24 protein-coding genes are annotated in these 22,943 nt (G+C 72.1%); 15 read left to right on the top strand and 9 right to left on the bottom strand.

Features of this window, described 5'->3' with window-relative positions:
- Positions 1-66 precede the first annotated feature (66 nt).
- On the bottom strand, positions 67-549 hold the full coding sequence (locus QM728_RS10335) for a MarR family winged helix-turn-helix transcriptional regulator (protein ID WP_415031930.1): 483 nt from the start codon (positions 547-549) through the stop codon (positions 67-69).
- Positions 546-1,133, bottom strand: coding sequence for an HhH-GPD-type base excision DNA repair protein (locus QM728_RS10330; RefSeq protein ID WP_415031929.1), 588 nt, complete (start codon positions 1,131-1,133; stop codon positions 546-548). The genes QM728_RS10335 and QM728_RS10330 overlap by 4 nt, the downstream gene beginning before the upstream one ends.
- Positions 1,134-1,165: 32 nt before the next feature.
- Here QM728_RS10330 and QM728_RS10325 point away from each other — a divergent pair, with 32 nt between their 5' ends.
- Positions 1,166-1,684: a hypothetical protein gene (locus QM728_RS10325; protein WP_415031928.1), complete on the top strand. Its 519-nt coding sequence runs from the start codon at positions 1,166-1,168 to the stop codon at positions 1,682-1,684.
- Here QM728_RS10325 and QM728_RS10320 read toward each other — a convergent pair.
- The 3 genes from QM728_RS10320 to QM728_RS10310 form a co-directional block, all read right to left on the bottom strand.
- The gene (locus QM728_RS10320) at positions 1,681-2,331 is read right to left on the bottom strand and encodes a lysoplasmalogenase family protein (protein WP_415032880.1); all 651 of its coding nucleotides are present in this window, start codon (positions 2,329-2,331) and stop codon (positions 1,681-1,683) included. The two genes, QM728_RS10325 and QM728_RS10320, sit on opposite strands and share 4 nt — an antisense overlap.
- Complete coding sequence (locus QM728_RS10315) at positions 2,324-3,199, bottom strand: hypothetical protein (RefSeq protein WP_415031927.1); 876 nt, start codon at positions 3,197-3,199, stop codon at positions 2,324-2,326. The genes QM728_RS10320 and QM728_RS10315 overlap by 8 nt, the downstream gene beginning before the upstream one ends.
- 159 nt (positions 3,200-3,358) lie before the next feature.
- Positions 3,359-4,246 (bottom strand): hypothetical protein, encoded by an 888-nt coding sequence (locus tag QM728_RS10310; RefSeq protein ID WP_415031926.1) that lies wholly within the window; start codon positions 4,244-4,246, stop codon positions 3,359-3,361.
- A 199-nt stretch (positions 4,247-4,445) separates the two neighbouring features.
- On the opposite strand from QM728_RS10310, the gene QM728_RS10305 reads away from it, so the two are divergent.
- Genes QM728_RS10305 through QM728_RS10290 form a run of 4 tightly spaced genes read left to right on the top strand, consistent with a single transcriptional unit; the run spans position 4,446 to position 8,624 of the window.
- The gene (locus QM728_RS10305; RefSeq protein ID WP_415031925.1) at positions 4,446-5,492 is read left to right on the top strand and encodes a thiamine ABC transporter substrate-binding protein; all 1,047 of its coding nucleotides are present in this window, start codon (positions 4,446-4,448) and stop codon (positions 5,490-5,492) included.
- Positions 5,489-7,117, top strand: coding sequence for an ABC transporter permease (locus QM728_RS10300; protein WP_415031924.1), 1,629 nt, complete (start codon positions 5,489-5,491; stop codon positions 7,115-7,117). Before QM728_RS10305 ends, QM728_RS10300 begins: the two co-directional genes overlap by 4 nt.
- Positions 7,118-7,134: 17 nt before the next feature.
- Entirely contained in the window at positions 7,135-8,199 is a 1,065-nt protein-coding gene (locus QM728_RS10295; RefSeq protein ID WP_415031923.1) for an ABC transporter ATP-binding protein, read from the top strand.
- Entirely contained in the window at positions 8,196-8,624 is a 429-nt protein-coding gene (locus QM728_RS10290) for a (deoxy)nucleoside triphosphate pyrophosphohydrolase (RefSeq protein WP_415031922.1), read from the top strand. The genes QM728_RS10295 and QM728_RS10290 overlap by 4 nt, the downstream gene beginning before the upstream one ends.
- On the opposite strand, the gene QM728_RS10285 is transcribed toward QM728_RS10290, so the two are convergent.
- Entirely contained in the window at positions 8,602-8,781 is a 180-nt protein-coding gene (locus tag QM728_RS10285) for a hypothetical protein (protein ID WP_415031921.1), read from the bottom strand. The genes QM728_RS10290 and QM728_RS10285 overlap by 23 nt on opposite strands.
- A 192-nt stretch (positions 8,782-8,973) precedes the next feature.
- Between QM728_RS10285 and typA the strand changes: the two genes are divergently transcribed.
- The 7 genes from typA (at position 8,974) to dapC (ending at position 18,237) form a co-directional block, all read left to right on the top strand.
- Positions 8,974-10,884 carry a translational GTPase TypA gene (gene typA / locus QM728_RS10280; protein WP_415031920.1) on the top strand — a complete coding sequence of 637 codons (1,911 nt, stop codon included), beginning with the start codon at positions 8,974-8,976 and terminating at the stop codon, positions 10,882-10,884.
- Positions 10,885-10,959: 75 nt separating this feature from the next.
- On the top strand, positions 10,960-12,780 hold the full coding sequence (locus QM728_RS10275) for an ABC transporter family substrate-binding protein (RefSeq protein ID WP_415031919.1): 1,821 nt from the start codon (positions 10,960-10,962) through the stop codon (positions 12,778-12,780).
- Between the two features lie 23 nt (positions 12,781-12,803).
- Positions 12,804-13,658 carry an N-acetyl-1-D-myo-inositol-2-amino-2-deoxy-alpha-D-glucopyranoside deacetylase gene (gene mshB, locus QM728_RS10270; protein WP_415032879.1) on the top strand — a complete coding sequence of 285 codons (855 nt, stop codon included), beginning with the start codon at positions 12,804-12,806 and terminating at the stop codon, positions 13,656-13,658.
- Positions 13,655-14,062 (top strand): facilitated glucose transporter, encoded by a 408-nt coding sequence (locus tag QM728_RS10265; RefSeq protein WP_415031918.1) that lies wholly within the window; start codon positions 13,655-13,657, stop codon positions 14,060-14,062. The genes mshB and QM728_RS10265 overlap by 4 nt, the downstream gene beginning before the upstream one ends.
- A complete protein-coding gene (locus QM728_RS10260; RefSeq protein ID WP_415031917.1) occupies positions 13,995-16,661 on the top strand; it encodes a bifunctional FO biosynthesis protein CofGH in 2,667 nt (888 codons plus the stop codon). The genes QM728_RS10265 and QM728_RS10260 overlap by 68 nt, the downstream gene beginning before the upstream one ends.
- Before the next feature lie 114 nt (positions 16,662-16,775).
- A complete protein-coding gene (gene fdxA / locus QM728_RS10255) occupies positions 16,776-17,099 on the top strand; it encodes a ferredoxin (protein WP_415031916.1) in 324 nt (107 codons plus the stop codon).
- 7 nt (positions 17,100-17,106) lie between these two features.
- On the top strand, positions 17,107-18,237 hold the full coding sequence (gene dapC / locus QM728_RS10250; RefSeq protein WP_415031915.1) for a succinyldiaminopimelate transaminase: 1,131 nt from the start codon (positions 17,107-17,109) through the stop codon (positions 18,235-18,237).
- Here the strand turns inward: dapC and QM728_RS10245 are convergent.
- Genes QM728_RS10245 through dapD form a run of 3 tightly spaced genes read right to left on the bottom strand, consistent with a single transcriptional unit; the run spans position 18,234 to position 20,488 of the window.
- Complete coding sequence (locus QM728_RS10245; RefSeq protein ID WP_415032878.1) at positions 18,234-18,881, bottom strand: O-methyltransferase; 648 nt, start codon at positions 18,879-18,881, stop codon at positions 18,234-18,236. The two genes, dapC and QM728_RS10245, sit on opposite strands and share 4 nt — an antisense overlap.
- A 29-nt stretch (positions 18,882-18,910) precedes the next feature.
- A complete protein-coding gene (locus QM728_RS10240) occupies positions 18,911-19,531 on the bottom strand; it encodes a maleylpyruvate isomerase N-terminal domain-containing protein (protein WP_415031914.1) in 621 nt (206 codons plus the stop codon).
- A 3-nt stretch (positions 19,532-19,534) separates the two neighbouring features.
- On the bottom strand, positions 19,535-20,488 hold the full coding sequence (gene dapD / locus QM728_RS10235) for a 2,3,4,5-tetrahydropyridine-2,6-dicarboxylate N-succinyltransferase (protein WP_415031913.1): 954 nt from the start codon (positions 20,486-20,488) through the stop codon (positions 19,535-19,537).
- Between the two features lie 41 nt (positions 20,489-20,529).
- Here dapD and dapE point away from each other — a divergent pair, with 41 nt between their 5' ends.
- From dapE to QM728_RS10220, 3 genes are read left to right on the top strand one after another with little or no spacing between them, the layout of a single operon-like run.
- Positions 20,530-21,645 (top strand): succinyl-diaminopimelate desuccinylase, encoded by a 1,116-nt coding sequence (gene dapE, locus QM728_RS10230; protein ID WP_415031912.1) that lies wholly within the window; start codon positions 20,530-20,532, stop codon positions 21,643-21,645.
- A complete protein-coding gene (locus QM728_RS10225; protein ID WP_415031911.1) occupies positions 21,642-22,409 on the top strand; it encodes a TIGR00730 family Rossman fold protein in 768 nt (255 codons plus the stop codon). The genes dapE and QM728_RS10225 overlap by 4 nt, the downstream gene beginning before the upstream one ends.
- On the top strand, positions 22,406-22,942 hold the full coding sequence (locus tag QM728_RS10220; RefSeq protein ID WP_415031910.1) for a TIGR00730 family Rossman fold protein: 537 nt from the start codon (positions 22,406-22,408) through the stop codon (positions 22,940-22,942). The genes QM728_RS10225 and QM728_RS10220 overlap by 4 nt, the downstream gene beginning before the upstream one ends.
- The last annotated feature ends 1 nt before the right edge of the window (position 22,943 follow it).

Genomic DNA, 22,943 nt, shown 5'->3' with positions numbered 1-22,943 from the left:
GGTAGACGCCGATCGTTGCGTCTAGCAACTAATAAGCGGTTGCGGCGGCAGTGATCTCCGTCGCTCTCACTCCGCGTCCCCGGACAGGCTCGCGTCCAGCCGCCGCATCAGGTCGATGAGGGTGCGCAGGTCGACGGGGTCCCACTGGGCCAACCGGTCGCGCCAGCGGGGCACCGCCTCGGCGAAAACTGCGGCGATGCGGCGGCGCCCGGTGTCGGTGAGCTCGACGACGCGGGCCCGCGCATCGTCGGGGTCGGGGAGGCGGGTCACCAGGCCGAGGCGCTGCAGCGAGTCCACCTGGCGGGTGACCGTCGACTTGTCCAGACTCAGGTGCTGCACCAGGTCCGACATGGGAGCGCTGCCGCGCCGGGCGACGGCCATCAGCAGCGGGTAGCAGGACGGATCCATCCGCGAATCGAGGGCGTGGGCCCGGTTGCGGCTTCGTTCGCGACCACTGCGCCAGAACTCGGTGAGCTGTTCCTCGAGTTCGGCGATCAGGGCGTCGTCGGCGGGCCCGAGTCCGTGCTCCGCGTCGGCGGGCCGGCTCACCCCTTCGCCTTGGCGGCCGCCTTCGCCGCCTTCTTGAACTCGCGGACCTGCTTCAGCGAGTCGGCGTCGACGACGTCGGCCACCGAGCGATAGCCCTTCTTGGCGTAGTCGCCGGCCGCGCTCGTCCATCCCTTCGGGGCGACGTCGAGCTGCTTGGCCAGCAGGGCGAGGAAGATCTTCGCCTTCTGCTCCCCGAAGCCGGGCAGCGCGCGCAACCGCTTGAGGAGCTCGGCGCCGTTCGGGGCGTCGGCCCAGATGGCGGTGGTGTCGCCGCCGTACTCGTCGACGACCGTCTGTGCGAGTGCCTGCACGCGCCCGGCCATCGAGCGGCCGTAGCGGTGCACGGCCGGCGGGGTGGCACACAGGTCGGCGAACTGCTCGGGGTCGGCGGCCGCGATTGCCGCGGGATCGAGGCTGCCGAAGCGCTGGGCGATCTTCAGCGGTCCGGCGAACGCGCGCTCCATCGGAAACTGCTGGTCGAGCAACATTCCGGTGAGCAGCGCGAAGGGGTCCGACGACAGCAGTTCGTCGGCGGCGGGGTCCTGCGCGATGGTCAGGTGCGCGGATTTCGGCAAGTTGGCCATGACCGAAGTCTATCGACCGTTAGGGTGGTCGCATGCAAAGCGGAGTGAAGACTGCACTCGGCCTGGCGGGGGCCGCGATGATCGCCGGTGGCGCCGTCGCTCCCGCGCAGGCCGCACCCGGCGACGATCCCTACGAGGGTCCGGCCAACCGGAGCTACGTGAAGACGATGCGGTGCCCGGTGCGCGACCCCTGGCCGGGCCCCGACCTGCAGACGCGCGTGGACGTGTTCAACAACATCGCCCACCCCTCCGACGGGCTGCCGGCACCGGCGATCGCACTGATCGCCACCACGGACCGGGTCCCGCTGACGATGACCACGATCGTCGAATACACGATGTGGACGCGCGTCCTGTGGCGCAACGTCGACACCGGCCGCAAGGGAGTGGTCAAGGTCCGCACCCGCGCCGACCGCAACACCTGGCAGGTCGTGCTGCACCCCGGTCGCGGGAACGTGCGCTTCGAGATCCGCCAGTCGGTCGAGGCGATGTTCGTCGTGCCGGGCGTGAACCCGCAGACCGCGTCGTGTCACGGGTCGGCACAGTCCGTCTAGCGGTCCAGCAGCGCGTCGACCAGTAGGTACTGCGCGGCGAAGTAGCTGCCGAGCACCCACGCCTCCGCGCCCGCGCGGACGCCGGGGGAGTGCAGCAGGTGCCGCCGGTTGATGATCGCGATGTCCGACGCCTGGAACAGCAGGCCGCCCACCTTGGCCTTCGGGCCGTCGTCGGCCGCGATGGTGGACATCCCGGCCAACAGCGCTCCGTAGGGTCCGAGGACGGGCAGCGCCGACGGCGCCTTCGCCGTGAGGATGGCGGCCGGTTCGCCCATCGCGGCCATGCGCGGGGCGAACGCCCGCAGGTCGTATCGCGCCCCGCGGCGGGCGAACCCCGCCTGGTAGCAGATCTGGGCGCCCGAGAAGAACGCGGCGCCGCGCCGCAGGTAGGGGTTCTTCGCCGATGATTCGGCGGGCTCGAACTCCTCGCGCAGCATCCAGTAGTCGCCGGCCATGGAGAGGCCGATCGCCCCGAGGGCGAGCGCGCGGTCGACCCGGCCGATCCGACGATCGGCGGCCACGCGAGCGGCCAGCAGCGCCATGGGCAGCGGCTTGGTCAGGGTCGCCCAGCGACGGTTGTGCGCCGCGCCGGCGGCAGTCGCGGCGACCGCGGCCGCTGCGGTGGCGGTGAGCCAGCCCTTACGAATTGACGACTCCGACCGAGGGCAGGAAGAAGCACTCGCGGTTGCCCGCGGCGCCGGCGGTGCCGTAGACGGCGGCCAGGACGGTGCCCTTGCCGGTGTCGACGGGGGTCAGCCGCACGCCGGAGATGCCCGGCAGGATCTTGATCATCGGGTTGTTGTCCGCGAGCGGGGTCAGCTCGTTGACGCCGCCGCGCATGGTCGCGGTGTTGAACCAGGCCACGCGCATGGTGCCGCGCTTGCCCGCGATGGTGGTCTCGGCCGGGATGAAGGCGAAGGCCGTCTGCTTGTCCTTGACGATGTTGGGGTCGGGGACCTCGATCCCGGGCAGCGGGAACGGCAGCTTCATCAGCGGGGTGAGGGGGCTGTCCTTGCGCACCGGCCACGGACCGGGGATCGCCGCGGTGCCGGCGTTGACGATGCCGAGCGGGTTGTCCGGCGTCGGTGCCGCGCAGAACGGTGCGACCGCCGGGCTCAGCGGTTGGACGCCCGCCTGGCGCAGCAGGGTCAGCGGGTCGCTGACCGCGTCGACCATCTTCACGCTGGCGACCTGTGCGCCGGCCGGCTTGGACGGGGCCAGCTGACCGGCCGAGCCGATCAGGGCCTGCACGATCTCGACGAAGAGTCGGTCGCCGCCCACGGACTTGAGGAACTTCACGACCATCGCCAGCTGGCTGTCGTAGGGGACCGGGCCGTTGCCGGCGCCGGGCAGCTGCACGTCGGGGACCGACGGCGAGCCGGGCGCGCCGGGGGCGGCCGGTGCGCGCGGCGGCAGTGGTGCGCCATGGGCGGGCGACAGGCCGGCCGTCAGGGCGGCGGCAGTCGCCAATCCGACGGCAGCAGCGGCTGCCGAGCGCGAGAACTTGCCGAACATCGTGTCACTCCCGTGTTACTTCTGAGGTTTCAGTGACAGAAAAACACGGATGTGACTAGCGGGGCAATCGTCGAGTCCGAGCTGTGATGCGCCCGCAACCGGCCGTAGACATGACTGTTCGACGCGTCCGAGGCGCGTCGAACCGCGGGTGGGGATCGGTCAGGCGTAGGCGATGCCGATGACCGGCACGATCGGGCAGGAGATGACCGGCTTGCGCTTCTTCTTGGTCGTCACGTCACCGGAGATGACGCTCAGGATGCGGCCGTGGCCCGTGCGGGCGATCGCGGTGAAGGTCCCCGGGCCGTTCTTGGCGTTGATCTTCGCGTTGCGGCGCAGGTTGATCGCGCCGGTGCGGCCGTTGTCGAGGTTGAGCCACTGGGCGACGAGCGGGCGGCCGGGGTTGTTCACCGCTGCGCCGGTGCCCATCGAGGTGTAGACGTAGCCGATCTGACCGCGCTTGGGGCCGGGGGCGGGCGCCTTCTGCGGCCCGGCGGTGACCAGGGCGCGGCCGAGCGAGTTGCCGCCGCCGAACGAGCCCATGGGGCCGTTCGCCGCATCGGGCATGCAGCCGACGCCGATGGTCGGGTAGAGGAACTCCTGGATCCGCGGGGCGGCCTGGCCGCGGGGGATCTCCGGGTCGCCGGGCTTGGCCTTCTTCTTGTCCGTGTCCTTGTCGACGTGGAAGCGGCCGCGGTGGGCGGCGAACGTGCGCTTGCCCGGCTCGCCGAGGAAGTCGACGATCTGCTGCCACACCGCGCGGACCTCGGGGGCGAGCGACTTGTTGGTGGCCAGCGTGTTCGCGTCGGCGAAGATCGCCGGATTGACCTTGCCGTCCGGGCCGGGAGTCGCCATCGAGCCGACGATGGCCGGGGCGTACGCGCCCAGCGAGTCGAGGATGCGGCGATCGATCTTGGCCGGCGCGCTCAGGGCGGCGCCCAACTCGTCGGCGGAGTCCGCGGCGGGTGCGGCGACGACGGAGGCGGCCGGGGAGATGAGTCCGGCGGTGAGGGCGATCGTGGCCGCGGTCAGCGGGAGATTCACTCGCACGGGTGGTGTCCTAACGGTCTACTTCGGTCTTCCAATCGCGCGTCAGTCTATGTGCGCGCACGGTGCTGGGTCGAACTCAAGCCTGCGGAGCACCATAACCCCAAGACGCTGTGACCTGTGTGTCTGGTGATGCAATTGTTACTAAGGGTGTTCTCAGTCGGGTCGGCGGCGGTGCCCGATCTGGTGGTTAGATCGACCCATGCGCAGTCGACACACCGCGGGCCCGTCCACCACCGCCCGGATCGCCGGGGCGGTCGTCGCCGCCGTACTGGTCGCCGGAGCGGCGGCCGGGTGCGGGCGCTCGGACGACGGCGAGTCCGTCACCATGCTCACCCACGACTCCTTCGAACTGCCGACGGCGGTCATCGACGGCTTCAAGAAGGCGACCGGGCTGACGCTCAAGATCGCCAAGTCCGGCGACGCCGGCAAGTTGGCGTCCCAGATCTCGCTGACCCCCGGCTCGCCGAAGGGCGACCTCGTCTACGGCGTCGACAACACCTTCGCCGCCCGTCCGGTCGAAGCCGGGGCCCTCGAGCCGTACACCTCGCCGGCCGCGGCCAACGGGGCCGACGAGTACGCGCTGGCCAACGCGCCGGGCCTGCTGACCGCGATCAACCGCGGCGACGTCTGCCTCAACGTCGACTCCGCCTGGTACGACGGCAAGGAGATGCCGCCGCCGACCTCACTCGACGACCTCACCAAGCCCGAGTACAAGGGCCAGGCCGCCCTGCTCGACCCGGCCACGTCGTCGCCGGGCATCTCCTTCCTGCTGACGACGATCGGCCAGAAGCGCAGCGGCTGGGAGGACTACTGGCGCAAGCTCGTCGCCAACGACGCCACGATCGTGTCCGGCTGGGCGGTCGCCTACAACCAGCTGTTCAGCGCGGGCGCCGGACACGGCTCCAAGCCGATCGTCGTCTCCTACGCCTCGTCGCCCGCCGCGACGCCGGGCACCGCGGCCCTGCTCGAGACCTGCTTCCGCCAGGTCGAATACGCGGGCGTGCTCAAGGGCGCGGCGAACGTCGTCGGCGCGCACAAGGCCATCGACTACCTGCTCAGCCCGACCGTGCAGAAGGCGCTGCCGTCCTCCATGTACGTCTACCCGGTCACGCGCGACATCCCGCTGCCCGACGGCTGGGCCACCCGCGCGCCGATCCCGGAGTGGACCGTGAACATGCCGCCGGACTACATCGCCAAGAACCGGGAGACCTGGCTGCAGCAGTGGCGGGACGCCGTCGGACGGTGACCCGCTCCCGCGTGGGCCTGCTGCTCCTCGGGGCGGTGCCGCTGGCCTTTCTCGTCGTCTTCTTCGGCTGGCCGCTCGGCGCGCTGTTCGCCCGGGCCGTCGCGTCGAACGACGGCACCGGCCTGTTCGGCCTCTGGCGGCGCGCCGGCGCCGGTCCGCTGCTGACCTTCACCCTCGCGCAGGCCGCGGCCTCGACGGTCCTGACGCTGCTGGTGGCCGCACCCATCACCTGGCTGGTTGCCCGGGTGCGCTTCACCGGGTCGCGGCTGCTGATGGTCGCCGTCACGCTGCCGTTCGTGCTCCCCAGCGTCGTGGTGGGGATGGCGTTCCGCGCGGTCTTCACCGGCCCGCTGTCCTTCCTGCCCGCCGGCCTCGGCGGCGCCCTCGACGACGCGGGGCCCGCGCTGGTGCCGGTGCTCTGCGCGCACGTCTTCCTCAACACGGCGGTGGTCGTGCGCGTCGTCGGCGCGGCGTGGTCGGGGCTCGATCCGCGCGTGGCGCAGGCGGCCCAGCTGGCCGGCGCCACTCCTGCGCGCGCGTTCGCGACCGTGACGCTGCCGCGCCTCTTCCCGGCCATCGCCGCGGCCGCCGCGCTGGTCTTCCTGTTCTGCACGACCAGCTACGGCGTGATCATGGTGCTCGGCGGCGGGCAGTTGCGGACCGTCGAGACCGCGATCTACGCCGAGGGCGTCGCGAACTTCCGGCTGCCCGAGGCGGCGGCGCTGTCGGTGTTGCAGATCGCCGTCGTCGCGCTGACCCTGGTCGTCGCCCGACTGCTCTCGCGGCGCGCGGTCGCCGACAAGCCCGGCGACGAACTCCCGCCGCGCCCGCGCGGGTGGACGCGGGTCGCGATGGCGTTGACGATCGCCTGGACCGCGGTGTGGCTCGTCTTCCCGCTGGCCGTGTTGGTGCTGTGGTCGGTTCGCCCCGCGGGGCCCGGCAGTTGGACGCTGGCCGGCTACCGCGCGCTCGGGCACGAGGTCAACGGCATCACGCCGCTGTCGTCGTGGGTGCTCTCGCTGGGCACCGCCACCGTCGCCGCGATCCTCGCCTTCCTGATCGGCCTGAACGTCGCCGTCGTGGTCACGCGGCTGCGCGGGCCGGCGCGCGCCGCGGGCGAGCTCATCACCACCATCCCGCTCGGCGTGAGCGCGGTGACCCTCGGGTTCGGCTACACCCTCGCGCTGACGCACTGGCCGCCGCGACTGGCCACCTCGTGGATCGTCATCGCGGTCGTCCAGGCGCTCGTCGTCATGCCGATCGTCATCCGCGTGGCGATACCGGCCCTGGAACAGGTGCCCGCGGGGCTGACCCGCGCGGCGCGATCGCTCGGCGCCGGCCCGCTGCGCGTGTTCGCCACCGTCGAGTTGCCGGTCGTCAGCCGCTCGCTGGGCGCCGCCGCCGGATTCGCGTTCATCCTCAGCCTCGGCGAGTTCGGTGCGACCAGCTTCCTGGTCCGCCCCAGCACGACGACGCTGCCGGTGATGATCGGCACTGCGCTGAGCCTGCCGGGCGAGGCCAACTTCGCGACCGCGATGGCGTGTTCGGTGGTCCTGGTGGTCGCCACCGCCATCGCCGTCGCCGTCGTCGAGGCGGTCCGACCCAATGCGGGGTCCCTGCTATGACGCTGGAATTGCGGAACGTGAGCATCGCCTACAACGGCAAGCGGGTCGTCCACGACGTCACGCTCACCGTCTCGGCGGGGGAGACGTCGGCGGGATCCGGTCCGGTGACCGCCATCCTCGGCCCGTCGGGCTGCGGCAAGTCGACGCTGCTGCGCGCGGTCGCCGGCATCGAGCCGCTCACCGGCGGGACCATCTCCTTCGACGGGCGCGACCTCGCCGGCGTGCCGCCGCACCGCCGCGACTTCGGCATGGTCTTCCAGGACGCCCACCTGTTCCCCGGCCGCACGGTCGCCGCGAACGTCGCCTACGGACTGCGCGCCCGGCGCTGGCCGCGCGCGCAGATCGCCGAGCGCGTCGCCGAGATGCTCGAGCTGGTCCGCCTGCCCGGGCTGGCCGACCGCCGCGTCGACGGCCTCTCGGGCGGGCAGGCCCAGCGCGTCTCCCTGGCGCGCGCGCTCGCCCCACGACCGCGCCTGTTGCTCCTCGACGAGCCGCTCGCCGCGCTCGACGCCAACCTGCGCGGCCGCCTGGCCGACGACATCGTCGAGATCGTCCACGCCACCGCCACCCCGGCCATCGTCGTCACCCACGACCACGACGAGGCGGCCACGATGGGCGACGACGTCGTCGTCATGCGCGAGGGATCGGTCGTCGCCGCAGACACCGCGGCGCGCGTGTGGCGTTATCCCCGGGACGAGTGGGCCGCGCGCTTCCTCGGCTGGGAGCACAGCCTGCCGGCGCGGCACGTCGGAGACGTCGTCCGGACCGAACTCGGCGACCTCCGCGCCGACGAACTCGGCCTCGCCGCCGACGAGCGCGTCGACGCCGTCGCGATCCGCGCCGGCTCGCTGCGTGCGCGCCGGGTCGCGTCCGACGGTTCCACCAGCCTCCCGGTGCTGCGCGTGCGCGAACTGCCCGACCGGACGCACGTGATCCTCGACGGCTCCGCGCTGTCGGCGCCGGTCGCCGAGCTCGGCGCCCTCGTCGACGATGCCGACGGACCCCTGCCGCGGCCGGGGGAGACGATGTCGGTGACCCTGGTCGGCGCCCGCACCGGCATCATCCGGAGCACATTGCCGTGACGGCGCCGCGCGTCGTCGTGGCGGGCGCGGTCATCCGCGCCGACGGGCCCGGTGCCCGCATCCTGCTCGCCCAACGCGCCTACCCGCCGGAGCTGGCCGGACTGTGGGAGTTGCCCGGCGGCAAGGTCGAGCCGGGGGAGACCGACGAGCGGGCGCTCGAGCGCGAACTGCGCGAGGAACTGGGCATCGCGGTGACCATCGGCGCCGCGGTGGGCGCCGACGTGCCGTTGCCGGGCGGTCTGGTGTTGCGCGCCTATGCGGCGCGCTGGGAGTCGGGGGAGCCGGCGGCGCTGGAGCACCGGGCCGTCGCGTGGTTCGACGAGGCACACCTGGCGCGGGCCGCGGCTGCGGGCGAGATCGTGTCCGCCGATACGGGCTGGGTGCCCGACCTGGTGGAGCTGCTCAGGCGACGCGCGCCTTCTTGATGGCCTTCTTGAGCTGTTTGGGCGGCATCGACTCGACGTCGAGCTTGCCCAGGCGGTGCACCACCACCGGGCAGCGCATGCAGCGCACGTCCTTCTGACAGCACTTCTTCTTGGGCTTGAGGGTGCGCAACTTGTCCGCGCTCTTCTTGCTGCCCATGCCTTCAAATTAGCATAGGGATACCTAATTGATGCCCCGCCGCCCATACGTGAGTGATGTCTCACCCCGCCCGTCGATTTCGGGTCGGGGCGGGGTCCGCAGCTAGGATTGCAGGGTTGGCGACGGCGCCGACCGTCCCACACCCTCGCCGCCACGCGATTCCGCCCGGCCCATCTTCAGAAAGTCCTGCTTGTGAGCGCTGCTCGAAACTTCCGCAACGTCGCGATCGTCGCACACGTCGACCACGGGAAGACCACCCTCGTCGACGCGATGCTCCGCCAGTCCGGCGCCTTCGCCGAGCGCGCCGAACTCGTCGACCGCGTCATGGACTCCGGCGACCTCGAACGCGAGAAGGGCATCACCATTCTCGCGAAGAACACCGCGGTCCACCGTCGTCAGCCCGACGGCACCGAAGTCATCATCAACGTCATCGACACCCCCGGTCACGCCGACTTCGGCGGCGAGGTCGAGCGCGGCCTGTCGATGGTCGACGGCGTCGTGCTCCTCGTCGACGCCTCCGAGGGCCCGTTGCCGCAGACCCGCTTCGTCATGCGCAAGGCGCTGGCCGCCGCGCTGCCGGTGATCCTGGTCGTCAACAAGACCGACCGCCCCGACGCCCGCATCGACGAGGTCGTGCACGAGGCGCAGGACCTGCTGCTCGACCTCGCCTCCGACCTGGAGGACGAGGAGGCCAGCCAGGCCGCCGAGCTCGCCCTCGAACTCCCGGTGCTGTACGCGTCGGGCCGCGCCGGCGTCGCGTCGATGAACAAGCCCGCCGACGGCTCGGTGCCCGACGGCGACAACCTCGACCCGTTCTTCGACGTCCTGATGGAGCACGTCCCGGCGCCCAAGGGCGACCCGGACGCGCCTCTGCAGGCGCACGTCACCAACCTCGACGCCTCCGACTTCCTCGGTCGTCTCGCCCTCGTGCGCATCCACAACGGCACGCTGCGCAAGGGCCAGCAGGTGTCGTGGTGCCGCGAGGTCGACGGCGAGCCGGTCGTCGAGAAGGCCAAGATCACCGAGCTGCTGGCCACCGTCGGCGTCGACCGCCAGCCGGCCGACGAAGCGGTCGCCGGTGACATCGTCGCCGTCGCCGGCATGCCCGAGATCATGATCGGCGACACCCTCGCCGACGCGGACGACCCGCAGCCGCTGCCGCGCATCACCGTCGACGAGCCCGCCATCTCGGTCACCATCGGCACCAACTCCTCGCCGCTGGCCGGCAAGGTGTCCGGCCACAAGCTGACCGCGCGCATGGTCAAGTCGCGCCTGGAGTCCGAGCTGATCGGCAACGTGTCGCTGCGCGTCGTCGACATCGGCCGCCCGGACGCCTGGGAGGTGCAGGGCCGCGGCGAGCTGGCGCTGGCCATCCTCGTCGAGCAGATGCGCCGCGAGGGCTTCGAGCTGACCGTCGGCAAGCCGCAGGTCGTCACGCAGCAGATCGACGGCAAGGTGCACGAGCCGTTCGAGCACCTGACCATCGACGTCCCCGAGGAGTACCTCGGCGCCGTGACGCAGCTCCTCGCAGCCCGCAAGGGCCGGATGGACCACATGGCGACCAACGCCCACGGCTGGGTCCGCATGGAGTTCATCGTGCCGAGCCGCGGGCTGATCGGCTTCCGCACCGACTTCCTCACCGAGACCCGCGGCACCGGCATCGCCAACGCCGTCTTCGACGGCTACGCGCCGTGGGCCGGCGAGATCCGCTCGCGCCACAGCGGCTCGCTGGTCAGCGACCGTCAGGGCACGGTCACGCCGTACGCGATGATCCAGCTCGCCGACCGCGGCACCTTCTTCGTCGATCCGGGCGACGACACCTACGAGGGCCACGTCGTGGGCATCAACCCGCGCCAGGAGGACCTCGACATCAACGTCACCCGCGAGAAGAAGCTGACCAACATGCGCCAGTCGTCGGCCGATGTCATGGAGACGCTCGCCAAGCCGATGCAGCTGGACCTCGAGGGTGCGATGGAGTTCTGTGCCGCCGACGAGTGCGTCGAGGTCACCCCGGAGGTCGTGCGGGTGCGTAAGGTGCATCTGGACGCGACGACGCGCGCCCGCGAGCGTTCGCGGGCCAAGGCGCGCGACGCAAACGTGTGACGACGACGGTGTGACGGGGAGGCGCAGGTGCGCAGAGCGGTGCTAGCCCGGCGTTCGGGTCGCACGTGTGCCGTTTTGCTGCCGGCCGTCGTGCTGCTCGTCGGGGGCTGCATGGCGTCGCCGCCGCCACCGGTGCAACCGAGCGCGCCACCGCCGGTCCAGGCGGAGTATCCGACCGAGAAGACCATCTACGTCGCGACCGATGCGATCGGCGCGGGGTTCAACCCGCACCTGGCCGCCGACCAGTCGCCGGTGACCACGGCCGTCGGAACCCTCACCCTGCCGAGCGCGTTCGAGCCCGTCGAGGGCGACGCCGGGCTGGAGTGGCGCCTGTCGGAATCGCTGCTCACCTCCGCCGAGGTGACGTCGACCGCGCCGTTCACCGTCACCTACAAGATCCAGACCAATGCCCAGTGGTCCGACGGCCTGCCGATCACCGGCGACGACTTCATCTACCTGTGGCAGCAGATGTCGCGGCAGCCCAACGCGGTGGCCCCCGCCGGGTACCGCCTGATCGACTCGGTGCAGACCGGCGCCGGCGGCAAGTCGGTCACCGTGGCCTTCGCCCGCGAGTACCCGCAGTGGCGCGAGCTGTTCCGCTCGCTGCTGCCCAGCCACGTGCTGCGCGCGCAGCCCAGCGGCTTCCAGACCGGGATGGACTCGGGCAAGCCCGTGTCCGGCGGTCCGTTCTCCATCGTGCGGATCGACCCGGCCCGCGACGAGTTGCGCCTGGTCCGCAACGACCGCTTCTGGCGCGAACCGGCCAAGCTCGACCAGATCGTGTTCCGCCGCCCGGGCACGCAGTCGCAGACCGTGCAGTCGATCCGCACCGGTGACTCGGCACTGGGCGTCGTCAGCGCCGGGCCCGCCCAGGAGCAGCTCTTCGAGTCGGTGCCGGCGACGGTCGCGCGCCGCAACCTCGTGGCCCGCGTCCTCGACGTCCACGTGAACACCCGCTCGGCCGCGATGCGCCAGCAGCCGGTGCGCGCCGCGATCCTGGCCATGATCAACGGCGACCTGGTGCGGGCCGCCTCCGCGGGCGACGACGACGTCGCACCGTTCTCCAACACCGTGTACTCCCCGTCGGATCCCGGCTACTTCAACCCCGGCCGGTCACGGCCGGGGCCCGGCGCGGTCGACGCGCTGCTCGAGTCGGCCGGCTACCGCCGGGGCGAACCGGTCCCGCCGCCCCCGCCGCCGACGCCGGATCCGCTCCCGACGCCGACGAAGAAGCCGAAGCCGGGCCCGTCGTCGTCCTCGGTTCCGCCGACGCCCGCGACACCGCCGCCGCCGGCTCCCGAGGCCCGCGACCGCCAGATCCCGCCCGGGGTGTCCCCGGTGCTCAAGGGCGACGAGCCGCTGCAGGTGCGCGTCGGCGCGGTGGCCACCGATCCGCGCACGGTCGCCGCGGCGTCGGCGATCACCGACCAGCTGCGCGCGTCGGGCGTCCACGCCTCGGTGGTCAAACTCTCCAACAGCGAGCTGTACGGCACGGCCGTGAACTCCTCGCGCGTCGACCTCGTCGTCGGCTGGTCCGACGGCGGGATCTCGCCGGCCACCTCGCTGGCCTCGCTCGTGGACTGTTCGCAGCCGAAGAAGGAGACCCAGGACGCCGCCCCGACCGGACCGGGCGGCAAACCCGCCGTGCTCGGCGGCAACATCTCCGGCCTGTGCGACGCCCCGCTCATCGACCTGGCCCGCCAGGCGCTCGCCGCGCCCGACCCGAGCGGGCTGTTGGCCCAGGCCGAGGGCATGCTGGCGCAGGCCGCGATCTACCTCCCGATCTACCAGGACTCGGTGCTGGTCGTCGTGACCGACGAGGTCGTCGGCGTCCCGCTGACCGGCCCGGTGCAGACGTCGATCTTCGCGGGCGCCGACCGCTGGGTGCAGCGGTGACCGACTCCCGCGCCGACCGCCGAATGGTGCTGGTCCACGCGCATCCCGACGACGAGTCGCTGATGACCGGCGGCACCATCGCGCACTACCTGGCCCGCGGCGTCGACGTGCGCGTCGTGACGTTCACGCTCGGCGAGGAGGGCGAGGTCATCGGCGAGCGGTGGGCCGGCCTCGTCGCCGACGGCGGCGCCGACCAGCTCGGCGGCTTCCGCATCGGCGAACTGACGGCCGCGCTGGCCGCCCTCACCCCGCCGGGCCGCGAGCCGCTGGCGCCGGTGTTCCTCGGCGGCGCCGGACGCTGGCGGGACTCGGGCATGGCGGGCTCGGCCGCCGCCGAGCACCCACGGGCGCTGGTACGGGGGTCGCTCGACGAGGAGGTCGCGGCGCTGCGCGCCGAGCTGACCGCCGCCGACCCGCAGGTCGTCGTCACCTACGACGCGGCGGGCACCTACGGCCACCCCGACCACCGTCGCGTCCACGAGGTGTGCGCCGCCGCGGTCGCCGCCCACGTCGCCGACACCGGGCGGCCGGTCAAGCTGTACGAGTCGGTGTCCGAGCGCTCGGCGGTCGAGCAGGGTCTGGCCGCCGCCGACGGGCGGGTGCCGGCCGGCTGGCGGATGCCCGCTCCGGGCGAGCTGCCCGGCTACGCCGACGACGAGATCACCGCGCAGGTCGACGTCAGCGCCGTATTCGACCGCAAGGTCGCCGCGCTGGCCGCGCACGCCACCCAGGTCACCGTCGCGCCGTCGGGCACCGAATACGCGCTGTCCAACAACATCCTGCAGCCGATCGGCGCCATCGAGCACTTCCGGCGCGTCGATCCGGGCGTCGACCGCCGAGCGCCGCGGGAGACCGACCTGTTCGGGGGAGTCGCATGAAGACAGACGGTGCGGACGCCGCCCTCCTGGCCCTGCTGTTCGTCGACGGGATCATCGTCGGAATCCTCTCGGTCGCCTTCCTGACGCCGTACGCGGGGACCGTGCCGGTCCCGATCGGCATCCTCATCGCCGCGCTGGGCAACGCCCTGCTCGTCGCGCTGTCCGCCCGGCTGGCGGAGCCGCCATGGAATTGGGCGCCGGTCGCGGGCTGGTTCCTGGTGATCCTCGCGGCCTTCACCGGCGTGCCCGGCGGCAACGTCGCCTTCGTCAACGACTGGCGCACCCCGCTGTTGATCGTGGCGGGTCTGGTCGCACCCCTGGCGGTCACCGGATTCGATGGTTCGCGGCGCCGCATCGAGCAGGCGCGGCAACGGGACATCGAACGCGCCGCCCGGGGGCGCTAGCATCGGGATGGTGACCGATGAACGCCCCACCGACGCTGCGATGCGCCGCGCCCTGCGCCGCGCCCGCGACGGGGCCACCCTCAACGTCGACGAGGCCGCCGTCCTGCTGGCCGCGACCGGCGACGACCTGACCGATCTCACGGCCAGCGCCGCCCGCGTGCGCGACGCCGGACTCGCCGCCGCCGGCCGCGACGGCCAGATCACGTATTCGCGCAAGGTCTTCATCCCGCTGACCCACCTGTGCCGCGACCGCTGCCACTACTGCACCTTCGTCACGGTGCCCGGCAAGCTCGCCGCCCAGGGCAAGGGCATGTTCCTGGAGATCGACGAGGTCCTCGAGATCGCCCGGGCCGGGGCCGCGCTCGGGTGCAAGGAAGCGCTCTTCACCCTCGGCGACCGCCCCGAGGACCGCTGGCCGCAGGCGGCCGAATGGCTCGACGAGCGGGGCTACGACTCGACCCTGCAGTACGTGCGGGCCGCGGCCATCCGCGTGCTCGAGGAGACCGGCCTGCTGCCGCACCTGAACCCCGGCGTCATGTCGTGGGAGGAGATCTCCCGCCTCAAGCCGGTCGCCCCGTCGATGGGCATGATGCTCGAGACCACGTCGCGCCGCCTGTTCGAGGAGAAGGGCCAGGCGCACTACGGCAGCCCGGACAAGGATCCGGCCGTCCGCCTGCAGGTGCTCACCGACGCCGGGCGGCTGTCGGTGCCGTTCACCACCGGGATCCTCGTCGGCATCGGCGAGAACCGCCGCGAACGCGCCGAGTCGATCATGGCGATCCGCCAGAGCCACAAGGCGTTCGGCCACATCCAAGAAGTCATCGTCCAGAACTTCCGGGCCAAGCCGGACACCGCGATGCGCGGGGTGCCCGATGCCGATCTCGCCGAGTACCGGGCCGCCATCGCGGTCACCCGGCTGCTGCTCGGCCCGGCGATGCGGGTGCAGGCGCCGCCGAACCTCGTCGACGCGGCGGAGTGTGCCGACCTGATCGCCGCCGGCATCGACGACTGGGGCGGGGTGTCGCCGCTGACGCCCGACCACGTCAACCCGGAGCGGCCCTGGCCGAACCTGGACACCCTCGCCGACATCACCGCGGCGAGCGGCTTCACCCTCACCGAGCGGCTCACCGCCCAACCCCCGTACGTGCTCGCCGGCTCGCCGTGGATCGACCCGCGCGTCGCGGGCCACGTTCGCGCCCTGGCCGACCCGGCGACCGGGCTGGCCCGCGCGGGTGCGCTGCCGGTCGGCATGCCGTGGCAGGAGCCCGATGAGGAATGGGTCTCCACCGGACGGGTCGACCTGAACACCGAGATCGACGGCGAGGGCCGGCGCACCGAGACCCGCAGCGACCTCGGCTCGGCCTTCGGCGACTGGGAAACCGTGCGCGGTCAGGTCGCGGCGCTCGCCGACGCCGATTCCGGCGCCCCGAGCCGACTGTCGTCGGAGGTGGCGGCCGCGCTGCGGCACGCCGAGAAGGACCCCGCCGGGTGCAGCGACGACGACTACCTGGCGCTGGCCAACGCCGACGGCGACGACCTGGAGGCGCTGGTCTCGCTCGCCGACGCGCTGCGCGCCGACGTCGTCGGGCCCGACGTCACCTACGTCGTCAACCGGAACATCAACTTCACCAACATCTGCTACACCGGCTGTCGGTTCTGCGCCTTCGCGCAGCGCAAGGGCGACGCCGACGCCTTCACGCTGTCGGCCGACGAGGTCGCCGACCGCGCCTGGGAGGCGCACGTCGCCGGGGCGACCGAGGTCTGCATGCAGGGCGGTATCGACCCCGAGCTGCCGGTCACCGGCTACGCCGACCTGGTGCGCACGATCAAGGAGCGCGTGCCGTCGATGCACGTGCACGCCTTCAGCCCGATGGAGATCGTCAACGGCGCCTCCCGCGGCGGGCAGTCGGTGCGCGACTGGCTCGTCGCCCTGCGCGAGGCCGGCCTGGACACCATCCCCGGCACCGCCGCCGAGATCCTCGACGACGAGGTCCGCTGGGTGCTGACGAAGGGCAAGCTGCCGACCGCCACCTGGATCGAGGTCATCACGACCGCGCACCAGGTGGGACTGCGCTCGAGCTCGACGATGATGTACGGCCACGTCGACGCCCCGCGGCACTGGGTCGGCCACCTGAACATCCTGCGGTCCATCCAGGACGAGACCGGTGGCTTCACCGAATTCGTGCCGCTGCCGTTCGTGCACCAGAGCTCGCCGCTCTACCTCGCCGGCGCGGCCCGGCCCGGCCCGACGCAGCGCGACAACCGCGCGGTGCACGCGCTGGCCCGCGTGATGCTGCACGGGCGCATCGACAACATCCAGACGAGCTGGGTCAAGCTGGGCGTCGAGGGCACCCGCGCGATGCTCACCGGCGGCGCCAACGACCTGGGCGGCACGCTGATGGAGGAGACCATCTCACGGATGGCCGGCTCGATGCACGGCTCGGAGAAGACGGTTGCCGAACTGCACGCGATCGCCGACGGCATCGGGCGTCCGGCGCGCCAGCGCACCACCGAGTACGGCCGCGTGGAGAGCGGAAAGGGTGATCCCCGCCATGCTGGCGGCGCCCCGATTTCGCTGGCCAGCGCCCATGACCGATAATCGGTGGTTGAAGACTTCAGCTTTCCCCGGCGCCGCGGTTCAGCCCGTAAACCGCGCCGCCCGGCGCCGATGATTTTTCCGGCGTCGTGACCCGCCAGCGTTAAGGAGACCGTGGTGACCTACATCATCGCCGAGCCCTGTGTGGACGTCATGGACCGTGCCTGCGTCGAGGAGTGTCCGGTCGACTGCATCTACGAGGGTGGTCGCCTGCTCTACATCCAGCCCGACGAGTGCGTCGACTGCGGTGCCTGCGAGCCGGTGTGCCCGGTGGAGGCCATCTTCTACGAGGACGACGTGCCCGACGAGTGGGAGCCCTACGTGGCGGCCAACGTCGACTTCTTCGACGACCTCGGCTCGCCCGGCGGCGCGAGCAAGACCGGCAAGGTCGACTATGACCCGCCGTTCATCAAGAACCTCCCGCCCATGGGCGAGGACTGACCGACACATGGCTGGCGCAGCAGATGGCGGTCGACGGCGCGTGAGCGCCGCCCTCCCGGATTTTCCCTGGGACACCATCGCCGGCGCCCGCGCGACCGCCGCCGCCCACCCCGGCGGCCTGGTCGACCTGTCGGTAGGCACCCCGGTCGACCCCGTCGACCCGCTGATCCGGGACGCGCTCGCGGCCGCCGCGGAGTTCCCCGGGTACCCGACGACCGTCGGCACCCCGGAGTTGCGGACGGCGGCCGCGCAGGCGCTGACCCGCCGCTACGGGAGCGTCGAGTTGGGCGCCGACCAGATCCTGCCGGTGATCGGCACCAAGGAGGCGATCGCCGGGATCTGCACGACCCTGGGCCTGGGCGCCGACTCGACCGTCGTCATCCCCGAGGTGGCCTACCCGACCTACGAGGTGAGTGCGCTGCTCGCCGGTGCCCGCGCGGTGCGCGCCGACACCACCGGTACGGCACCGGGCGGCGACGCCGCGCTGGTGTTCCTCAACTCGCCGTCGAATCCGACCGGCGCGGTCATGGGCGTCGACGAGCTGCGCGCCGCGGTGGCCTGGGCGCGCGAGCGGGGCGCGGTCATCGTCTCCGACGAGTGCTACCTGGGCCTGGCCTGGGACGCGCAGCCGGTGTCGATCCTCGACCCGCGCGTCTGCGACGGCGACGTCAGCGGCCTGCTCGCCGTGCACTCGCTGTCCAAGATCTCCAACCTAGCGTCCTACCGGGCGGGCTTCTTCGCCGGTGACGCCGACCTGGTCGGCGAACTCCTCGCGGTGCGCAAGCACTCGGGGCTGATGGTGCCGTTCCCCATCCAGGGGGCGATGACCGCCGCCCTGGCCGACGACCGCCACGTCGACGAGCAGGCGGCGCGCTACCGCGCGAGGCGCGAGGTCCTCAAACCGGCCGTGATCGAGGCGGGCCTGCGCGTCGACCACTCGGAGGCCGGCCTGTACCTGTGGGCCACGCGCGACGAGGACGCCCGCGTCACCCACCACTGGCTGGCCGAGCGGGGCATCCTCGCGGCGCCGGGCGATTTCTACGGGCCGTCGGGTGCGACGCACGTCCGGATCGCGCTGACCGCGACGGACGCGCAGATCGCCGAGGCGGCGCGGCGGTTGCGCTCGCCGGGCGCCTAGCGGGCGCGCCGGACGGCGACGGCGAAGCCGTCCCAGCCCTTGACCCCGACGGTCTGGATCGCGGTCGCGTCCAGCCGCGGATCGCTGCCGAGCAGCTCCAGCGCCCGGCGCGTGCCGTCGCCGTCGGGTCCGTCCTCGGTGATCCGGCGCACGACGTTGTCGACCACGATCACCGCACCCGGCTCGGTCAGCTCCAGCGCCCATTCGAGGTAGTCGGGGTTGTGTGCCTTGTCGGCATCGAGGAAGACCAGGTCGAACGGCCCGGTCACCTTCGGCAGCGTCTCCAGGGCCGGTCCGACCCGGATCTCGACGCGGTCGTCGAGCCCGGCCTTCGCCAGACTCGCGGCGGCGACGTCGGCGTGCTTTTGCTCGGACTCCAGGCTCACGACGAGGCCGTCGGCTCCGACGGCCCGCGCCAACCACGCCGTGCTGTAGCCGCCGAGGGTGCCGACCTCCAGCACGCGGCGGGCGCCGGCCATGCTCGCCATCAGGTAGAGCAGCTTGCCCTCGTTGGGGGAGACCGCGATGTCGGGCAGCCCGCCCTGCGCCTGTGCCGCGCGGATCATCTCGAGGCCCGCCGCGTCACGGGCGACGGTCGTCGTCAGGTACTCGTCGGTCTGCGTCCAGCGCTGGGCGTCGTCCATGGTGCTCACGGTACGCCCGCTCCCGGCGGCTAGGGCAGGACCGAGAAGCCCCGCGGCAGGCCGCCCCGCCCGGTCAGCGCGAGCAGGATCTCGCCGCCCGATCCGGCGCGCGTCCCGAGCTCGACGGCCAGGTCCAACGCGCGCCGGCTCACCTCGGCGGGTGCGGACGGCGGGCGGCCCGTCGCAGCGGCGATGTCGAGGCCGTGCACGGCCAACTCGAAGGTGCGGGTGGGCAGGTAGTCGTGCAGGCGCATGCCGCCGACGATCGTTGTCACGATGCCGTCGGGGGCACTGCGCAGCAGTGTCGTCACGCGCCGGGCAATCGCCGCGAACTCGCCGGCCGGATCGTCGCCGAGAGCGGCTCCCGCGTCTACGCCGCGCTGCAGCACGGCGGCGGCATCGGTGGCCGGACCCGCCCCGGTCTGCTCGTAGTAGGCCGCCGCGCTGTCGACGTCGACTTGCGCGGCCGGCTTGGCGAGATACTGCTCGACGGTCAACAGCGCCCGGCTGGTGTGCCCGACGAGCGCGCGCAGATTCCAATCGCCCAAGCCGGGGCCCGACCACGCGCCGGTGGGGATCTTGGCGACGAGGCCGCCGGCCCAGTCGGCCGCCGCGGTGAACACCGCGATTTCCGACTGCAGGCCGCCCATGACTCAGTCGTTCTGGTGCAGGGCCGCGTTGAGGGCGATGCCGTCGCCCTTCCACGGCACGACCTCGACGGCGCCGGTGGTGCTGTTGCGGCGGAACAGGATGTTGGACTGGCCGGCCAGGTCGCGGGCCTTCACCTCGGTGCCGTCCGGGCCGACGACCTTGGTGCCGGCGGTGACGTACAGGCCCGCCTCGATGACACAGTCGTCGCCGAGCGGGATGCCGCAGCCGGAGTTCGCGCCGAGCAGGCAGCGCTTGCCCAGCGAGATGATCTCCTTGCCGCCGCCGGAGAGCGTGCCCATCGTCGACGCGCCGCCGCCGATGTCCGAACCGTCGCCGACGACGACACCGGCCGAGATGCGTCCCTCGACCATCGAGGTGCCCAGCGTGCCGGCGTTGAAGTTCACGAAGCCCTCGTGCATGACCGTGGTGCCGTCGGCCAGGTGGGCGCCCAGGCGCACCCGGCTGGCGTCGCCGATGCGGACGCCCGAGGGGATCACGTAGTCGACCATGCGCGGGAACTTGTCGATCGAGTTGACCGTAACGTTGCCGCGGGCGCGCAGCTTGGCGCGGACCTGCTCGAAGCCCTCGACCGGGCAGGGGCCGAAGTTGGTCCAGACGACGTTGGCGAGCAGCCCGAACTGGCCGTCGAGGTTGACGCTGTGCGGCTCGACCAGGCGGTGCGAGAGCAGGTGCAGGCGCAGGTACACGTCGTGGGCGTCCGTCGGGGCCGACGACAGGTCGACGATCGTGGTGCGCACGGCCACCGTTTTCACGCCGCGATCGGCGTCGGCGCCGACCAGCGCGGCGAGCTCGGCCGGGACGTCGTCGCCGCTCAGTTCCTTGGTGCCCGACGACGACACGACGCCCAGTTCGGGCTCGGGGAACCAGGTGTCCAGGACGGTGCCGCCGTCCGTGATGGTGGCGATGCCGGCTGCGAATGCTCCTTGAGTGCTCACGGTCGGCAATCCTACCGGGGCGCCCCGGTACGGTTAGCACCATGGCTTTGCACAAGGCGGCGCTGGATCTGCGCGCCGACCCGGCGGTGTTGACCGCCGCACTGATCGACATCCCGAGCGAGTCGCGCGACGAGTCGGCGATCGCCGACGCCGTCGAATCCGCCCTGCGCGAGCAGACGTCGGGTTTCGAGATCATCCGCGACGGCAACCGGGTGCTCGCCCGCACCGACCTGGGCCGCGACCGCCGCGTGCTGCTGGCCGGGCACCTGGACACGGTGCCGATCGCCGACAACGTCCCGCACCGCTGGGAGAAGCGGCCGGCCGGAGACATCATCCACGGCTGCGGCAGCGTCGACATGAAGTCCGGCGACGCCGTGTTCCTGCACCTCGCCGCCACCCTGGACAACCCGCGCCACGACCTCACCCTGGTCTTCTACGACTGCGAGGAGATCGCCGCCGAGTTCAACGGGCTCGGCACGATCGAGGAGCGGTTGCCGCAGTGGCTCGACGCCGACGTCGCGATCCTGGGCGAGCCCACCGGCGGGCTCATCGAAGCCGGCTGCCAGGGGACGCTGCGCGTCCGGGTCACCACCACCGGCACGCGCGCCCACACGGCGCGCGCCTGGATGGGGGAGAACGCCATCCACCGCCTCGGCGGACTGCTCGAGACGCTGAGCGCCTACGAGCCGCGCCGCGTCGACATCGACGGCTGCGAGTACCGCGAGGGCCTGCAGGCGGTCGCGCTGGGCGGCGGAGTCGCCGGCAACGTCGTGCCCGACGCGGCCAGCGTCGACATCAACTTCCGGTTCGCCCCCGACCGCACCCCCGAACAGGCCCTCGCACATGTCCGCGAGGTCATCGCGGACGCTCCCGGGGGAGCAGGCTTGGCAGTCGAGCTCACCGACTGCGCCGCGGGCGCGCTGCCCGGGCTGTCGAACCCGGCGGCCGCCGAACTCGTCGCCGCCGCCGACGGCAAGTTCCGGGCCAAGTACGGCTGGACGGACGTATCCCGGCTCGCCGCGCGGGGGGTGCCGGCGGTCAACTTCGGCCCCGGCGACCCCAGTATCGCCCACATGCGCGACGAGCACGTCCTCGTCGAGCAGATCCACGACGTGCACCGCGTCCTGCGCGACTACCTCACCGGAGACCGGTCGTGACCGGCGCCGACCCGGGCCGCTACGTCGGGCCCACGTGGCTCAGTGGCGCCGCCGGCGACCCGGCGGTCACCTCCGATCGGCGCCTGCTCAACCGGCGTCCGCCACGCTCGGTCGACGAGCTCAACCAGCTCAAGATCGACGACTCGTGGCGGGTGCTGCGCATCCAATCCGAGTTCGTCGCCGGGTTCGACGCCCTGCTGCACCTGGAGGACACGGTCGCGGTCTTCGGGTCGGCGCGCACCAAGCTGGGCAGCCCCGAATACGACCTCGGCATCGACTTGGGCCGGGCGATCGGGGAGGCCGGCTACGCGGTCATCACCGGCGGCGGCCCGGGCAGCATGGAGTCGGTCAACCGGGGTGCGAAGCAGGCCGGCGCGCTGTCGGTCGGCCTCGGCATCGAGCTGCCGCACGAGCAGGGGCTCAACCCGTTCCTCGACATCGGCGTCAACTTCCGCTACTTCTTCGCCCGCAAGATGATGTTCGTCAAGTACAGCCAGGCCTTCGTCTGCCTGCCGGGCGGTTTCGGCACGCTCGACGAACTCTTCGAGGCGATGACCCTGGTGCAGACGGAGAAGATCACGCTGTTCCCGATCGTGCTCGTCGGCCGGGAGTTCTGGGCGGGGCTGGTCGACTGGATCCGCCTGCGCCTGGTCGACGAGGGGATGATCGACCCGACCGACGGCCAGCTGATCACCGTCGTCGACACCCCCGCCGAGGTCGTCGATGTCCTCGAGGCCGCCCGCGCGGCGCGGGAGGAACAGTGACGGCGATCTGCGTCTACTGCGCCTCGGGCCCGGTGCCGCAGCACTACCTCGACCTGGCCGCCGACCTCGGCACCGCGCTCGGGGAAGCGGGCCACACGCTGGTCAGCGGCGGCGGCAACGTCTCCATGATGGGTGCGGTCGCGGCGGCGACCCGAGCCGCCGGCGGCAAGACCGTCGGCATCATCCCGGGCCACCTGGTCGACCGGGAGGCGGCCGACCGCGACAGCGACGAACTCGTCGTCACCGAGACCATGCGCGAGCGCAAGCGCCTGATGGAGGAGCGCGCCGACGGCTTCATCACCCTGCCGGGCGGGATCGGGACGCTCGAGGAGCTGTTCGAGACCTGGACCGGGGGGTTCCTCGGCGAACACGACAAGCCGGTAGTCGTGCTCGACGCCGATGGCTTCTACCAGCCGCTGCTGCGCTGGCTGACCGATCTGCAGGGTGCGGGATTCGTCGCCGCGGAGGCGCTCGAGCGCCTGCAGATCGCCCAATCGGTGGCGGATGCCATGGCGCTGGTTACCCGGAAGTAGG

It is taken from the genome of Gordonia sp. (in: high G+C Gram-positive bacteria), from assembly GCF_047602025.1.
Classification (GTDB): Bacteria; Actinomycetota; Actinomycetes; order Mycobacteriales; family Mycobacteriaceae; genus Gordonia.
This window is presented reverse-complemented; position numbering and strand designations above follow the sequence as displayed.

Excerpts from the sequence above, each read along its gene's own strand:
- QM728_RS10245 (WP_415032878.1), bottom strand. The coding sequence starts at position 18,881 with ATGGACGACGCCCAGCGCTGGACGCAGACCGACGAGTACCTGACGACG.
- QM728_RS10285 (WP_415031921.1), bottom strand. The coding sequence starts at position 8,781 with ATGGGCAGCAAGAAGAGCGCGGACAAGTTGCGCACCCTCAAGCCCAAG.
- QM728_RS10330 (WP_415031929.1), bottom strand. The coding sequence starts at position 1,133 with ATGGCCAACTTGCCGAAATCCGCGCACCTGACCATCGCGCAGGACCCC.
- QM728_RS10240 (WP_415031914.1), bottom strand. The coding sequence starts at position 19,531 with ATGGGCGGCCTGCAGTCGGAAATCGCGGTGTTCACCGCGGCGGCCGAC.
- QM728_RS10265 (WP_415031918.1), top strand. The coding sequence starts at position 13,655 with ATGAAGACAGACGGTGCGGACGCCGCCCTCCTGGCCCTGCTGTTCGTC.
- QM728_RS10325 (WP_415031928.1), top strand. The coding sequence starts at position 1,166 with ATGCAAAGCGGAGTGAAGACTGCACTCGGCCTGGCGGGGGCCGCGATG.
- mshB (WP_415032879.1), top strand. The coding sequence starts at position 12,804 with ATGGTGCTGGTCCACGCGCATCCCGACGACGAGTCGCTGATGACCGGC.
- dapC (WP_415031915.1), top strand. The coding sequence starts at position 17,107 with ATGGCTGGCGCAGCAGATGGCGGTCGACGGCGCGTGAGCGCCGCCCTC.
- QM728_RS10305 (WP_415031925.1), top strand. The coding sequence starts at position 4,446 with ATGCGCAGTCGACACACCGCGGGCCCGTCCACCACCGCCCGGATCGCC.
- QM728_RS10315 (WP_415031927.1), bottom strand. The coding sequence starts at position 3,199 with ATGTTCGGCAAGTTCTCGCGCTCGGCAGCCGCTGCTGCCGTCGGATTG.
- QM728_RS10260 (WP_415031917.1), top strand. The coding sequence starts at position 13,995 with ATGGTTCGCGGCGCCGCATCGAGCAGGCGCGGCAACGGGACATCGAAC.
- dapE (WP_415031912.1), top strand. The coding sequence starts at position 20,530 with ATGGCTTTGCACAAGGCGGCGCTGGATCTGCGCGCCGACCCGGCGGTG.